The sequence below is a fragment of the Methanoregula sp. genome (assembly GCA_041645435.1).
Taxonomy (GTDB): domain Archaea; phylum Halobacteriota; class Methanomicrobia; order Methanomicrobiales; family Methanospirillaceae; genus Methanoregula.
On the sequence record JBAZQB010000003.1, the window covers coordinates 165652 to 180667 of the forward strand.

A 15016-nucleotide genomic window follows, 5' to 3' on the forward strand; every position below is an offset into this window, starting at 1 on the left:
CGCCCGACCCTCCAATCCGGAGGTAAGCGGACCATATAACTGCAGTCTTCTCACCTCTATCCAGTGAGCAGAGTCAGACACTCGTCCCATAGCCCAATCTTAAATAATAACGGGGATGGGATCCCCCATTTAAAAAAGGAATATTTAATACTCACAATAATATACATCAATTTGATCCCCCATGAATAAAATTGGCGAATGGCTCAAAGATAAATGGCAAAAACTAGTCTCGGTGTTTGGAAAGATTGCTACCGATAACTACGCGATTTTCGTATTAGGTCTCGCAATAATTGTTATTCTGGTTTTCATCATCTATTTCGGGGTCACGCCAGTCCTTGTGATTCTGGCGCCGGTACCGAATTATATTTATTCGTGGGTCAAAGAATTCCGGCAAAAGATCCTGTTTAAGAAAAGCGGAACATCTGTCTCCTCAAATGAGGGGCCAAAGGTCCTGTTCTGGATCCTCGATGGCTGTAACATTCCTGCCTTTCTTGATGTTGCCCAAAGGAATCCGTATCTCAGAACTCTGTTCGAGGAAGGATACTTCGCAGAGTGCGTAACTATCTTTCCATCGATAACTCCCGCTGCCCACTCCACTCTTATGACCGGGTGTTATCCTGCAAAAACCCGTGTCCCTGCTTTTGACTGGGTTGAAGTAAAACCCGGTAATGATGGATCGGTGAGTAAGGAATACATCCGGGTTATGCCGGATTTCAAACGCTACCGGGAGTTACCTTCTGACAAAAAAGCACGGGACGAATTTTTCCAGGGTCTTGGAGATGCAATTGACCTAAACCAAAAATTCCTCAGCCCCATGGTCTCCACAATCTTTGAGGTACGGAGTGACAAACTCTATACCGCATCCATCAAGGAATGGATCCACCGGGGAGCTGACAGCTTCATCGGCGAATCGGTAACCGATCTGATCGATGATCTTGCAAACAAGAAACTCATAGAGAAGAACACCATGATCGGTCTCCTCACGGCCTTCTATAAAGAGGCAAGTTACGAATACGGAGATTTAATCTGGGGGTCCGAGTGTTCCCGGCAGCTTGCTGACCTCATGGTTTACTGGAAATCGGGCACGGACACACTGAGTCACGAATATGGACCGAAGTCGTTCCAGGTACGCGATCAGATCGATGAAGCGATCATTAAACTCGCCGATACCATCAGGTTTTACAAGATGCATTCAAACCAGCCGGTGTATGTGATAATTTCGGCTGATCACAGCCAGAGCGAAGTGACCCGGTTCTCGAACCTGTCCGACGACTTTAAGCGAACGCTGGGGAAGACCTATGCGGTTGCAGGGCAGGAGGACCGGGCAAATGCAGAACTCATGAGAGAGGCTCACATAATCATGGCCAACAATGACCGGGCCGCCTTTTTCTATACGTTCGGCACACCGGAGAAAAAAGATGCTGCGGGAACCGACATACTGGATTTCCTGAAGAAACGCACCGATGTCGATCTCATTTTTTACAAGGAGAATAGTACGTTCCAGGCAATTCAGGTTCTCGAAAACGGGTCTTGTTCCGGACCGGAAGATATAACGACGTTCTTCATGGGAAAAGAAGAGTCGTACCCCAACGCGGTGGAACGACTGGAAGGACTGATGAAGGGCGACAAGTGGGGAGAGATCGTGATATCCATGAAGGAAGGATACTCGATGAATTCTGAATTCAGGCCTTCTTATGAAGGAGAGAAAATTCTTCACGGGGATCATGCCGGCCTCAATTCCAGCGACTCTCTCGTACCGCTCCTGTTCTGGGGGCCCACGATAAAGCCCAATATCAAGGACGGGAAATGGAAGACATTCAGGACCGTGGATATTGCGCCAACTATTGCATCCATATTCAAGGACACGCATCCCAAGACCGATGGTCAGGCCCTTGAAGAAATCTTCGTTAATGAAAAATAAGAGATTCGAATCCGTTATACCTATGAGAACTATCGCGGCCGAGCGACCCCCATCAGCGAGCGGCCCAACTCGCCAAAATTACAGAGTGTTCCCGGCCTGCCACCAACACTGTACCCACACGACCCCCCCTCTCGCACTCAGCCCGCTCATGCTCCGCCCACGTACAAAATTCACTTCGTAAAACTGCTCAAAATATAACAAGAAATCTTCCGAAAATGGCAAAGGGTTTGAGGGGGTCGCGTTGGTACAAAATGTAAATTGACGCCATGGATGAAGCGCCATGAGCCTAAATTAACGACGTGAACTTCCCGGTCCCTCCCTTCCGCACCGGATCGATTTGTACCCATGCGACCCCCTCCACCGGGGACAAGACCCTCTTTTTTTAACGATATATCCGGAGCACTACACGGAAAAGGAAGATCCCACTGCACTTGGGAAAACTTGTGTAACACCGGTATTACACACAGGTTCATCGTTTCCGTGCAGGTTTTTTACCAGGTCGCCCCATGACAAAATCATGGGGGGCATCCTTGAACATGCTGGAACCGGGCCCGTTATTCAGAACCTTCCGGTTGTATGCCTCAATATACGTACGGACAGCCTTTGCATCTGTGACGTCAATACCGTCAGCACGGGCAGTCATCACAAATCGTTTCGCCATTCCCCAGTTGTCAAAATCGGACGACCGCTCCATAATACTGTCGTGGAGATTTTTGATGTCACGCGCCATTGCACCGGCATGCTGCTGAAGATTTTGTTCTTCCAGGTGCAAGAAAAACGCAGAGAGTACCGGCACGATGCACCGGAAAAATTCAGGACCTTCGGATATCTTCTCCGGGAAAAAGTAAACGCAACACTCCTCCATAGAGCCTTCATCCCACTGGTGCGGGGTAAGTCCGAGATAGTTAAACATCATCTCGGTGAAGAAAAAGGCAATGCCTTCGTATTCCTCTCTCTCTTCATCGGACAGGTTCTTGAAATAAGAACTGGTACAGAAACCCTCACCCCATTGGGAAATGACAAGGGTGAGACTGTTGTCCAGCATCTGTTCTTCTGATTGTGCAGACGGCCGGGGTTTTCCTTTTTTGGGTTTCCTCATCAAGCACCTGTGCCTGCTTCTTTGCCGTCTTACCGGGAAGTCCCGTAGTGTGGCGGATAGTAACCATCTATCAGTTCATTTTTAAAAAAAATCAGCCGTTCAACGACACTTCACCGGCAGGAACCGGCCGGACGCAGAGTTTCTTCCGGTGCACGTCCCGCATGACCCCGTCAATCTTCCGGGAAATCTCCGGCGTGTAATACGCTTCTCCGCATTGCTCGCAGACATAGGCAGGCACATCTTTGATTACAACGACCTCTCCTCCGGCCCGGGCAATGAACTCGGTTTTACCTTCTTCGAGCCGGCCTTTACAGAAAGTGCAACGATCAGGAATCATTCAACTCTCCTCTTGCGGTAATCTTTCCATTTCTCTTCTTCCGGAATATATACGGTGATGACACGGAGATGATCCGTGCAGAGTCCTATTACTACATGATATGCGGTATGGTTAATAAAACCAAGGATGAGAGCGGAAGGACAGGGATCATCATCCGGGTATTCCTCGATAATCTCACCGGTTGCGACAACCACCAGCAGGTCATCGGTAGGAATATTGCGTTCAAACATGCGCACGCGGGCATGCTGGGAGATAAGGACTGCTTCATCATTCACAAACTCTTCCCTTCGTCCGGTTCCCTTCATTTCATGCACCGAAATTTCTGATCAGGTTTTATTCTTTACCGGAATATAACCGCCTTTCGATTCGGGTGTGAAAGTGTTCATTCCAATTCGTTTCTCGCTGGCCCCGGCCTGCCACTAAAAAGTACACCGCCCGACCCCCCCGCTCGCATCAAGCCCGCTTCGTTCCCGGAGGTTTATAAACAGTTCACCGCAACGGACAAAAATATTGACCACGTACACTCTTGAGATACAATAAGAGCGTCACCATGCTTTCCCACAGCTGGCTGCATCCCCATCTTGAGAAACGTTGTTCGGCCACTCAGGGGTGTGGTATATTTGCCAGAGCAGATATCCGGAAAGATGAGCGGCTGGCCATATTAGGGGGAAAAATAATGCTGATCGATGAGATGTATCAGCTTCCGGTGAATATGCAGAGCTATACCATGCAAATCGAAGAGCGGTTTGTCTTAGGTCCTGCCAGTTCTGTCCCGGAAGATACGGATTTTTTCAACCACAGCTGTGACCCCAACGGTGGGTTCAAAGGCCAGGTTTTCCTGGTTGCCATGCGGGATATCAAAATCGGGGAGGAGATCACCTTTGATTATTGCATGACCGTTTCAGCATCGGAAGGAAGTGATATGGTCTTTAAGATGGACTGTGCATGCGGTTCTCCCCGGTGCCGGAAAACGATCACCGAACATGACTGGATGCTTCCCGAATTGCAGGTCCGGTATAAAGGCTATTTTTCCCAGTATATCCAGGACAAGATAGAGAGACAGCATTAACACGGTTTTGGGGAACAGGTACCTGAGGACGTTCATATCCCGCAGGACAGGAAAGCCGGCTTGCTTTTACCGTGATTTCGTTAGTCCGGGTTGCGAAAATCTGAACAACAAGGGCCGTATTTCCGGATTGAGATTTCCATTATTTTTCCTGTTCAACCCAACTCACCCGGCAAAAATCAGCACATAACCGCAATTGGCAGGGCTATCCGGGAACCTGCGATGGATAGCACGGTCGGGGGAAAAGGAAGGTGTTTGGGTGATCATCCCCACACACATCAGAGGATGCTGGTGAGTACGTGCAAGGTCACCCTTGTCGTGTCAATCACTCTCTTTAAGAACGGTCCCTGGAGGCAGGTACAAGATCTATTATTATCAGGAGAGGGATGAAATGTCAAAAAATGAGAGCACGGGTGAGCAACCCATCTTGTACTACGATTCCCCATCATTCCTTCATTTTCTGGAGAACCAGATTGGCCGCGTGCTCACCGGAGAGGAGCATCCCGCCAAATACCGCGCCCATGCGGCTCTCGCCCCCGACAGCATTGGCTGCCATACCGGCAACAACAAGACCGGGGAACACCTCTTTGGTATGCTGGAGGATATGCGATTCAGCCCGGTCAGCCCACATGAAACTCTCGCCTTTAACGTGAAGATTCCCGCCCTTCTTCTCCACAAGGCGGGCAACGACCGCATCGTGGCCGGTAGCATCGACCGTGTACCGGCAGCGCATGACAAGGGGATCGACATGGAGTTTTCCCATCTCAACGGCAGTCCAGTTGATCACGAGCCCGCTGATCCGTCCGTCTGCCTTGATCATGACATCCTCGACGGACGTAAGATTGAAAAATTCAGCCCCAGCATCACACGCGGCAGCGGTAAGCTTGGAGACCGCTTCAACCGATTTGGCAACATAATATCCCTCTTTGTAGGCAGTGGAGCGGATATGAAACCGGTCAAGCAGGCGGCGAGCCTCTTCCTGCACGACAATCCGGGGGAACATCATCCCACCGCCCCACATCCCGCCGCCGACAGAGAGTTTCTTCTCAATGACGCCGACCTTGATGCCCTTTTCAGCGATCAGTGCTGCACAGGTAAGTCCGGCAGGCCCGGCTCCCACGACCGCCACATCCAGTTCCATATAATCGATCAGGGTATTCATCTGTGCTGAAAGAATCGCCCTGCTGATGGTAATTTCATCGAGTTCCATGTTTGTTCACGTCCCCTTAGTGTATTTTCCTGCCCGGTTAATAAGTATGAACCGGGGATGTGGCTGCAGGCGGATAGCGGTGTGCCGGCACAAATATTTTTACACGATGATGAATTGGTGAATCCTGGTTAAAAACGGGGAAATAAACCAACATGATTAATAGTTAACAATCACAATTGTTATGAGATCTCACGAATGCTGGATGCCTTTTCCAGATACAGGGGCTTTTAATCCCGAGAAATGTGCATCCGTTCGTTGATCTCTCAACGGGAAAATCCCGTGAAAATAACCGGACATGAGGTTACGTGTTCCCTGGGTTTCACTCGATCAAGAGAACCGGACCAGACTATCACGTCCCGAGCATATCGGGAAGAGATATTGTTCCAGAATCAGAAAAAGGAGAATAAATAATGGCATTATTTTCAGCAGCATCAGAAAAAGATGTGACAACGGCAATTGTTGAAGAGTTTACCAGAGAATTTCTCAACCATGTGGAAACCGACGTGATCATTGTTGGTGGGGGTCCAAGCGGGCTTGTGGCTGCCCGGGACCTTGCACAGGCGAAAATCAAGACGTTGGTGATCGAGAGCAATAACTATTTCGGGGGTGGTTTCTGGATTGGGGGATATCTCATGAACAAACTGACCGTCAGGGCACCCGCCCAGAAAATCCTTGATGAGATTGGAGCTCCGTGCCGCGAAGTAAAAAGTGGACTCTATGTCGCCGATGGCCCCCATGCATGCTCAAAGCTGATAGCCGCTGCGTGTGATGCCGGGGCAACGCTTTTCAACATGAACCGGTTTGATGACGTGGTCCTTAAACATGACCGTGTTGCAGGAGTCGTGATCAACTGGACGCCCGTGGCAGCGTTGCCGCGTGCGATCACCTGCGTGGACCCGGTTGCGCTCGAATCAAAGATCGTCATCGATGCAACCGGTCACGACGCTGTTGTAGTGAATTCGCTTGCAAGCCGGGGACTTGTCTCCATGAAAGGGTTCTCACCGATGTGGGTGGAGACCTCAGAAGAAGCGGTTGTTAACCACACCTCCGAAGTCTACCCGGGTCTCATCGTAGCCGGTATGGCTACTGCATCGACATTTGGCCTTCCGAGGATGGGACCGACATTTGGGGGCATGCTCCTCTCCGGTGTACGGGCAGCAGAAATCGCGCAGGAACTCCTCAGATAACAAGGGTTATCCTTGTATCAGGGTAATTTTTTTCGATTGTGTTACCATTCTGGAAATAGTTCGATTCAGGCGATTGTGGTCTTACGTTTCATTGATTATGCAATCTATGAAAAAGAGTTATCAGAATCGTCGTGAATGCGCACGGGCAATTTCGCACACATCCCGTGCAACACTGATGGGTTCATTCCCCACCAGAATACAGACCGGCTCTTTTCCCATTCCTCCGGCATCGCAGATAATTTTCGGCACCCTCCCACCGGCAGCCCGGACTGCCTCTGCTGCCTTCCACGGCATCGATGACCCCTCTGCAATCCTGAGTTCAGCAGGCTCGGTTCTCCGGTCAATCATGGCAGACACCCAGCCTTGCTGTGTGCAATAGTCAGCCAGCCAGTCTGAAAATCCCGGGGGATTTGCAAAATCGATTCCGGCCCGGATGGACGGATCGGTCTTCATGAGTTCAATGATGAGCCGTGCCATATGGCCCGATGCCCCGAACCGGACTCTCCCGGCAGCCCGTGGCATACCGTTGATGACGGTAATCCGGCCATCTACAGCCAAAACTTCATCGGTTTTCTGCGCATGCGGTTGTGCAAATACCAGGTTCGTCCTGACTTCAGGGATGAGAGAGACAAATTCCCGGCAACCCTCAATCTCCCTAAGGGCAATCATCATCCGTCCGATCATGTCAATTTCAGTGGCGATATCGGGGTGTTTCATTGTCCTACCTGATTTATCTTAAATACTTTGACGGGAAGGGATATGGTAACTGTGGTTGTGTGGCCCGATCTCCTGAACATTGCATGAAAATATGAATATGGAAATTACATCAAAGATTGCCGGCAGGCATCCTGAACAATATCCGTCCCTTTTAACGAGCGATCAGGTTACAGCTACATTAATGACAAATATCATCGCACTTCTCAAGCAGGATGCAGCCGCATCTGCAAGGATTGCGCACCGGCTGCCCCAAGGGTTTTCCGGCACGGTTCCTGCCCATGGAAAGAAGCGGTCTGGACCCGGTACCGGGAGGAGGATGAAAGAGATGAAGTGCTACATTTGTGCAAAAGAGGGAACGGAAAGCGACGCGGTGGCAGTCTGCGTTGCCTGCGGTATGGGAACCTGCATGAAACATACAATCAGGAAAGAGGTAGATGTCTGGGAGGGCGGGTACCCGCTCCCCTCCCAGAAGCTGCCAAAGAAGATGCCCCGTATGCTCTGCCCGGATTGCAATAAGGCATACAAAGGGGAGAAGTGATGGGCTCGCTTGCCACCCGCAGTATTGCTGAAGCCGTCGGGACGGCACTCCTTGTGTACTTCGGGGCCGGAGCAGCGGCGATCACGTTAATGATCGCTGCCGGAACAAAGCCGGCGACCTCCTTTAACGTCGGGATCGGCCAGCTCGGCGGACTTGGCGACTGGTTTGCTATCGGAATCTCGTTTGGTATCGTTATCGCAGCTGTCATTTACTCGCTTGGCAGGGTCTCGGGGGCCCACATCAACCCGGCAGTAACGATTGCACTCTGGGCAACGAAACGGTTCCCGGCCGGGGACACGGTTGCGTATATACTCGCCCAGTGCATCGGAGCGGCGGTCGGGAGTCTGCTCTTCTTCCTGACCGTGGGGATGGATGCAATAACCATCGGGGGGCTCGGGGCAACCGCACCGTTTCCGGGGATCGGGTACGGACAGGCAATACTTGTCGAGGCGATAGCAACGTTCGTACTGATGCTTGTGATCATGGGAGTTGCCGTGGACAAACGTGCCCCGCCGGGATTTGCCGGGCTCATCATCGGCCTGACCGTGGCCGGCATGATCACGGCAACAGGAAACATAGCCGGAGCGTCACTCAACCCCGCCCGGACTTTCGGGCCATACGTGATGGATTTCTTACTTGGCGGCACAAATCTCTGGGCATTCTTTCCCATCTACATCATCGGTCCCGTCATCGGTGCTATTGCTGCAGCAGTCTTCTACGACCGGATGACCGCAGAATAAGTTTCTGCCCGTCATCTTTTTTTTGGTTCTGTTGAAACGCACATGAACTGATAGGGTTCACACCAGAAGCATGAAAATCGTTTTTATGATTCTCCCCCGCCTCAGGGCCTCTACGAGGCACGGCGGGGCAAGGAGGTTTTAGTTTTTTTAGTCACTAAATTGCCGCGGGGGTGCCCCGTCGGGGGCGGCAACGTTCATCGTTACTGGGGGTATGGGAGTCTCAACCCCCATCACATTAAAGATGACAATTTAATATGGAAATGCCACCGGCAATTTTCATCTTGTATGCTTGTGGCACAACAGCATCATGTCTGTTTTCAGGGGAAATCCTCATTTTCCCATTGCTTGTCTATTCTCTGAGGATGATATGAGGATGACCCCTCATCTCCCCCTCCAATGGTATCGATTGAAAGACAGGAGTACTGGCATGTGTTCACGATTCCTTCGTCCTCTTCTCGGGATCGGTAAGCCCGGAACCTGATCGTCCCGACCGTCAAAAATTATTTCTCTTGCTACAGCAATTGTTTAAAAAAATTCTCCCATATCATTACCCGCAGGTTGAAAATACCTGAATAACTCTCATTTTATGGTGATGCCGGCCATGATCTCAAAAAAATCTCGTTCCATCTCAATTATCCTGATCCTTCTGATTCTCGTCATCACTTCCCTGATGGTCTATTCCATTGCTGCAGAGACGCAGAAAACGCTGAAAGGTGCGGTCCAGGAGAAACTGATCGCTGTAGCCGGGGCCACCGCATCCCAGATTGACGGGGATGCATTCGCACGGATTGAGAATGGTGAAGAAAAAACACCGGATTTTATCCGGATCCAGGATCAGCTCTGGCGGGTAAAACAGGGAACGCCGGATATCCGTTTCATATACACCATGCGGAAAACCGGGGATGCGGTTGAGTTTGTGGTCGATGGGGATTACGGGCATACTACTGATGCTGCAAAGATCGGGCAGCCATATCCTGAGGCTGAACCGGAACTCATCGCCGGGTTCACAACCCACTCCGTGGATGAAGAGTTCACAACCGACCTGTGGGGAACGGTGCTCTCGGGTTTTTCACCAATCAGGGACAGTACGGGAAACGTGGTGGGCATTGTCGGGGTCGATATGGACAGCACGGTTGTCTCGGCAGAGCTGAACCGGCTGGTCCTGATAATCTATAGTATCGGGATACTTGCCATGATCGCAGCAGTCATCGGCATTATCATGATCGAACGGCGTCGGGAAATGAATGAGCAGAAGATTGAAGAGAGTGAGAGAAAATACCGTCTTCTTTTCGAACGGGCGGGCGATGCAATTTTCCTTCTGGAGGCAGAAGGGGAGAACCGGGGAAGAATTATTACGGCAAACAAAGCCGCTGCCGATATGCACGGGTATTCAGTTGACGAACTGCAACACCTTACCATCACGGATCTGGACGCGCCTGCATCGAAAGCCGGCGTACCTGACAGGTTTGACCGGATACTGAACGGAAAATGGCTGCACGGTGAACTTATTCATTGCAAAAAAGACGGCTCTGAGTTCCCGGTTGAAATCTCCGCAGGCCTGTTCGATCTCGGGATGAAAAAATATATCCTGGCAATTGACCGGGATATATCCGAACGAAAACAGACAGAAAAGGCATTGCATCAGGCAACAAAAAAGATCAACTTGTTGAACTCTGTTACGTTCAACGATATCCAGAATGCCATCTTCAGCCTCAAAGGGTACCTTGAACTGGCAAAATCTGCCGCAGGAGATGAGAAGATGAAAGGCTATCTTGACAAGGAAGAAGAATCGGTCCAGAGAATCACCCGATCACTCAACTTTGCGGGATGCTACAAGGATCTTGGAATCAAGCCTCCGATGTGGCAGAGTGTCAACCAGACATTTGTTTTTGCCATCTCGCACCGGGATTTTTCATCAATCAGCCGCAATATTCAAATCGGGGGTCTGGAAATTTATGCAGACTATCTTCTCGAACGGGTATTCCTGGCATTGGTGGATAATGTCCTGAGGCATGCAAAGACGGCAACTGAGGTGGCCATGCACTATCATGAGACCCCTGGCGGGCTCACGCTCGTTTTTGAGGACAATGGTACCGGTATTCCGGATAACAGAAAAGAGGCCATATTTGAACGCGGAAGTGGTTCATATAAAGGCATGGAATTGTTCCTGGTACAAGAGATCCTCTCTATCACCGGCATCACGATCAAAGAGACCGGTCAATATGGCAAAGGGGCCCGCTTTGAAATCCTGGTACCGAAAGGAGCATACCGGTTTGCCGCCACAACCTGAAGAACCCGATAAAAAAAAGACCGGGGGAGATTTCCCCACCCACGATAACCCGGTCACCCCCATACCGGCTCCATTTCATCCCCCGATCCGGATATATCCAGACCGGCAGGGGCATCTTTTTCAGGGCATTTCCCGCAAAAACAGGATCTATCCATGCCGGTCGTATCCCTGTTGAAATAACCTTATCAGGTAAAAGCCCTACACAAGCATATCGGATACAGCAGGTGTCTCATTGGCTGATCGCAATTCGGCGGGACAGGAGAATTTAAAATCACTCACTAGCCCTGCCAACGTTCTTCAGGTCGCCTTCATCGTTGCTATCCTCATTGCCCTTTATTTTATCAGCACAGTAAATTTCCTCCTCTTTCATGGGATCGTTGAACTCGCGGGTATCGCGGTTGCCTTCTCAATCTTCATCATCGTCTGGAATACCCGCAGGGATGTCAACGATGCATTTTTCCTGATAGTAGGCATCTCATTTTTCTTTATCGGGTGTATCGATCTCGTTCACACGCTTGCGTACAAGGGAATGGGAGTATTTCCCGGCAACAACGCCGACCTCCCCACCCAGCTCTGGATCGTGGCACGGTACTTCCAGAGTATCACGTTCCTTGTCGCAACCTTCTTTATCGGGAGATCCATAACCCGAGACCGGAAGTACGATGTGGGTATCATCATTGCAGCCTGCACCGCCGCATGCACCTTCCTGTTCGCCAGCATCTTTGTCTGGCAGAACTTCCCGCACTGTTTCATCGAGGGCAGTGGGCTCACCCCGTTCAAGATCGTGAGCGAATACATCATTTCGCTCATCCTCGTTGCCACCATTGGTATCCTGTACCTGAAACGGGAGCACTTCGATCCCACGGTCTGGAAGTTCCTCATCGCTGCGCAGGTATTCCTCATCCCTGGTGAACTGGCGTTTTCAACCTACATCTCGGTATACGGGTTCACAAACATGCTCGGCCACCTGTTCTGTCTCATCTCGGTCTACCTCTTCTACCGGGCGTTCGTCGTAGTCGCCCTGACCCGGCCGTATGATCTCCTCCTTCACGAACTCAAGGTAAACGATGATGCGCTGCGGGATAGCGAGGCAAAGAACAGGGCAATTTATGAGGGTTCAAACGACGCCGTCATGCTCCTGACCGAGAAGGGTTTTTTTGACTGCAATCCCCGCACATTACAGATGTTTGGTCTGAGAAGCAGAGAAGAATTTGTACACTATCATCCGGCTGAACTATCCCCGCCGACCCAGCCGGATGGACGTCCGTCTTTGGAGGCTGCAATGGGACACATCCAGGCAGCATTCCGGAACGGTATTGACCGGTTCGAATGGATGCACCGCCGGAAAAATGGTGAGGATTTCCCGGCTGAAGTACTCCTCTCTGCTTGTAATTATGGTAAGAAACGAGTCCTGCAGGCAACAGTCCGGGACATCACCGATCGGAAAATGACAGATGATGCCCTGAAGCGCTCCGAACGCCATCTTGCCGATATCATCAATTTCCTGCCGGATGCAACATTCGTCATTGACCGGAACAGGACCGTCATTGCGTGGAATAAGGCGATGGAAGAGATGACCGGTGTTCCCGCAGGGCAGATGCTCGGAAAAGGGGATCATGAATATGCCATCCCGTTCTACGGACACCGCCGGCCGATCCTGATAGATCTTGCCTTGATGCCGGATGAGGAGATAGAGAAGAACTATTACCATATTATCCAAAAAGAAGGAGATCTCCTCATCGCAGAAACGGATCTCTCGAGGCCGATGGGGAAGATCGTCAACCTGTGGGGAAAGGCGACCCCATTGTATGACGATAAAGGGAACAAGGTTGGCGCAATCGAATCGATCCGGGACGTGACCGATCGCAAGCAGGCAGAACTTGCATTACGTCAGTCCGAGGATAAGTACCGGACCCTTTTCGAGAACAGCGGAAGCCCGCTGATGATCATTGACGAGGATACCACCATCCTGCTCGTGAACCGTAAGTTCGAAAACATCAGCGGCTATACCAAGGAGGAGATTGAAGGCAGGAAGAGCTGGACAGAGTTTGTCGCCGATACCGGAGATCTGGAGAGGATGAAGGAATATCACCGGCTCCGAAGGGTCAGCCCTGAACTCGCCCCGGTAACCTATGAGTCCCGGATAATCATGAGAACGGGGGATATCCGGAATATGATTGTCACTGTTGCGATGATCCCCGCAACAAAGCAGAGTCTCGCGGCCCTTGTCGATATCACCGACCATAAGAGGGCCGAGGAGGCATTGCGCAGGAGCGAAGAGCGGTTCCGGGAAATCTTTGACAATTCCAATGATGCCATTTATCTGGTTGCCTCACCCAAAGACGGGTCCGTGGGCACGAATATTGCGGTAAATCGCAAGGCGGTTGAGATGCTCGGGTACAGCGAGCGTGAATTTATGAAGATGACGCCCCGTGACATCCACGATCCTGCGACACTGTCGGATGTTCTGAACGTACAGGAGATGCTGGCCGGTACGGGACATGTCATAATCCAGACAAACCACCGGGCAAAAGATGGCAGGATCATCCCTGTAGAGCTCTCCATCCACCGGTTCTTACTTGGAGAGGAGATGGTTAGCCTTGTCGTAGCCCGGGATATTACCGAACGTAAAAAGGCTGATGAGGCACTGCACACGAGCGAAGAGCGCTTCCGGGGCATTGCCAGCAACCTCCCGGGAATTGTCTACCAGTTCTATGCCCGGGACACCGGTGAATGGGGCATGTATTTTGTTGACGGACGTTCCCGGGATGTCTACGGCCTGAACCCTGAACCGCTGGATACCTGGTACGAGCGTTATGCCTCCTGTATTGCACCTGAAGATCGACAACGATGGGTTGAATCAATTAATGATGTTGTCATTAAGGTTGCCCCCTGGGATTTCGAAGGCAGATTCATCAAACCTACGGGGGAAGAGATGTATATCCGGGGTCTCTCGCAACCCGTCAGGTTACAGAACGAAACGGTCTGGAACGGGATATTGCTCGACATCACCGAGCGCAGGAAGGCAGAAGAAGAACTCAGGCGACTTTACACTGAGCTGGAGCAGCGGGTTGCCGAACGAACGGCGGATCTCAGACAGGCGCAGGATGCGTTCCGGCAGGCTAATGAAAAACTCAACCTGTTAAGCTCGATCACGCGGCACGACATCCTCAACCAGCTTATGGCCCTGAGCGGATTTCTGGAACTTTCAAGGATGAAGATACATGATGATGCAGTGGGAGAGTATATCCGGAAAGCCCAGCACGCTGCCGTTACGATCGGACGTCATATCTCGTTTACGAAACAGTACCAGGATATCGGGGTAAAATCCCCGGTCTGGCAGAATGTGCGGGAATGTGTTGAGAAGCCGGTGACCGATCTTTTGCCTGCATCGGTAACCTGCACGGTGGATCTGGATGAAATTGAGATTTATGCAGATCCCCTCTTTGAAAAAGTCCTCTATACACTGGTTGACAATACCCTCAGGCACGGAGAGCGGGTAACATTGATCCGGTTTTCCTACCGGATGTCCGATACCGGGGAACTGATCCTGCTCTATGACGATAACGGTGTCGGAATCCGGGCTGATGATAAGGAGCGTATTTTCGAACGGGGGTTTGGTAAGCACACGGGATTCGGGTTGTTCCTCGCACGGGAGATTCTCGCAATCACCGGCATTACGATCCGGGAGACCGGGACTGAAGAGACCGGCGCCCGGTTTGAGATCGCGGTACCGAAAGGTGCGTACAGGTTCAAAGGTACAACCTGACGAATCCGACTAAAAAGAAAGAACCTGGGTGAGATTCCCCCTCCCACGATAACCCGGTCACCCCCATTTGCACATCGGAGAATGATACCGGGGATTCCTGATCAGAGGGTATCGGCAGATAGTCTCAGCGAGGTCAGAAGGG

Annotated in this window: 12 protein-coding genes; 7 read left to right on the top strand and 5 right to left on the bottom strand. The window is 51.1% G+C overall.

Translation table 11 applies throughout. The annotated features are described in order from the left end of the window. The first annotated feature begins 181 nt into the window (after positions 1-181). The gene (locus tag WC593_07530; GenBank protein ID MFA4824996.1) at positions 182-1921 is read left to right on the top strand and encodes an alkaline phosphatase family protein; all 1740 of its coding nucleotides are present in this window, start codon (positions 182-184) and stop codon (positions 1919-1921) included. 469 nt (positions 1922-2390) lie between these two features. Here the strand turns inward: WC593_07530 and WC593_07535 are convergent, their stop codons facing one another. The 3 genes from WC593_07535 to WC593_07545 all read right to left on the bottom strand — a co-directional run bounded on the left by WC593_07535 (position 2391) and on the right by WC593_07545 (position 3662). Further along, positions 2391-3020, bottom strand: coding sequence for a hypothetical protein (locus WC593_07535; GenBank protein ID MFA4824997.1), 630 nt, complete (start codon positions 3018-3020; stop codon positions 2391-2393). 91 nt (positions 3021-3111) lie between these two features. Then, positions 3112-3357: a type II toxin-antitoxin system MqsA family antitoxin gene (locus WC593_07540; GenBank protein ID MFA4824998.1), complete on the bottom strand. Its 246-nt coding sequence runs from the start codon at positions 3355-3357 to the stop codon at positions 3112-3114. Next, entirely contained in the window at positions 3354-3662 is a 309-nt protein-coding gene (locus WC593_07545) for a DUF4258 domain-containing protein (GenBank protein MFA4824999.1), read from the bottom strand. Before WC593_07545 ends, WC593_07540 begins: the two co-directional genes overlap by 4 nt. A 245-nt stretch (positions 3663-3907) precedes the next feature. Here WC593_07545 and WC593_07550 point away from each other — a divergent pair, with 245 nt between their 5' ends. Continuing rightward, positions 3908-4426: an SET domain-containing protein gene (locus WC593_07550; protein ID MFA4825000.1), complete on the top strand. Its 519-nt coding sequence runs from the start codon at positions 3908-3910 to the stop codon at positions 4424-4426. A gap of 442 nt (positions 4427-4868) precedes the next feature. Here WC593_07550 and WC593_07555 read toward each other — a convergent pair whose 3' ends face one another. Further along, on the bottom strand, positions 4869-5633 hold the full coding sequence (locus WC593_07555; GenBank protein MFA4825001.1) for a sulfide-dependent adenosine diphosphate thiazole synthase: 765 nt from the start codon (positions 5631-5633) through the stop codon (positions 4869-4871). A 410-nt stretch (positions 5634-6043) separates the two neighbouring features. Here WC593_07555 and WC593_07560 point away from each other — a divergent pair, with 410 nt between their 5' ends. Then, on the top strand, positions 6044-6820 hold the full coding sequence (locus tag WC593_07560) for a sulfide-dependent adenosine diphosphate thiazole synthase (GenBank protein MFA4825002.1): 777 nt from the start codon (positions 6044-6046) through the stop codon (positions 6818-6820). Positions 6821-6940: 120 nt separating this feature from the next. On the opposite strand, the gene WC593_07565 is transcribed toward WC593_07560, so the two are convergent. Further along, the gene (locus WC593_07565; protein MFA4825003.1) at positions 6941-7537 is read right to left on the bottom strand and encodes a thiamine-phosphate synthase family protein; all 597 of its coding nucleotides are present in this window, start codon (positions 7535-7537) and stop codon (positions 6941-6943) included. 181 nt (positions 7538-7718) lie between these two features. Here WC593_07565 and WC593_07570 point away from each other — a divergent pair, with 181 nt between their 5' ends. The 4 genes from WC593_07570 to WC593_07585 all read left to right on the top strand — a co-directional run bounded on the left by WC593_07570 (position 7719) and on the right by WC593_07585 (position 14874). After that, entirely contained in the window at positions 7719-8075 is a 357-nt protein-coding gene (locus tag WC593_07570; protein ID MFA4825004.1) for a DUF2180 family protein, read from the top strand. Further along, positions 8075-8815, top strand: a complete 741-nt coding sequence (locus WC593_07575; protein ID MFA4825005.1) for an MIP/aquaporin family protein — start codon at positions 8075-8077, stop codon at positions 8813-8815. The genes WC593_07570 and WC593_07575 overlap by 1 nt, the downstream gene beginning before the upstream one ends. 601 nt (positions 8816-9416) lie before the next feature. After that, positions 9417-11105, top strand: coding sequence for a PAS domain S-box protein (locus tag WC593_07580; protein MFA4825006.1), 1689 nt, complete (start codon positions 9417-9419; stop codon positions 11103-11105). 232 nt (positions 11106-11337) lie between these two features. Further along, positions 11338-14874 carry a PAS domain S-box protein gene (locus WC593_07585; protein MFA4825007.1) on the top strand — a complete coding sequence of 1179 codons (3537 nt, stop codon included), beginning with the start codon at positions 11338-11340 and terminating at the stop codon, positions 14872-14874. Positions 14875-15016 lie beyond the last annotated feature (142 nt).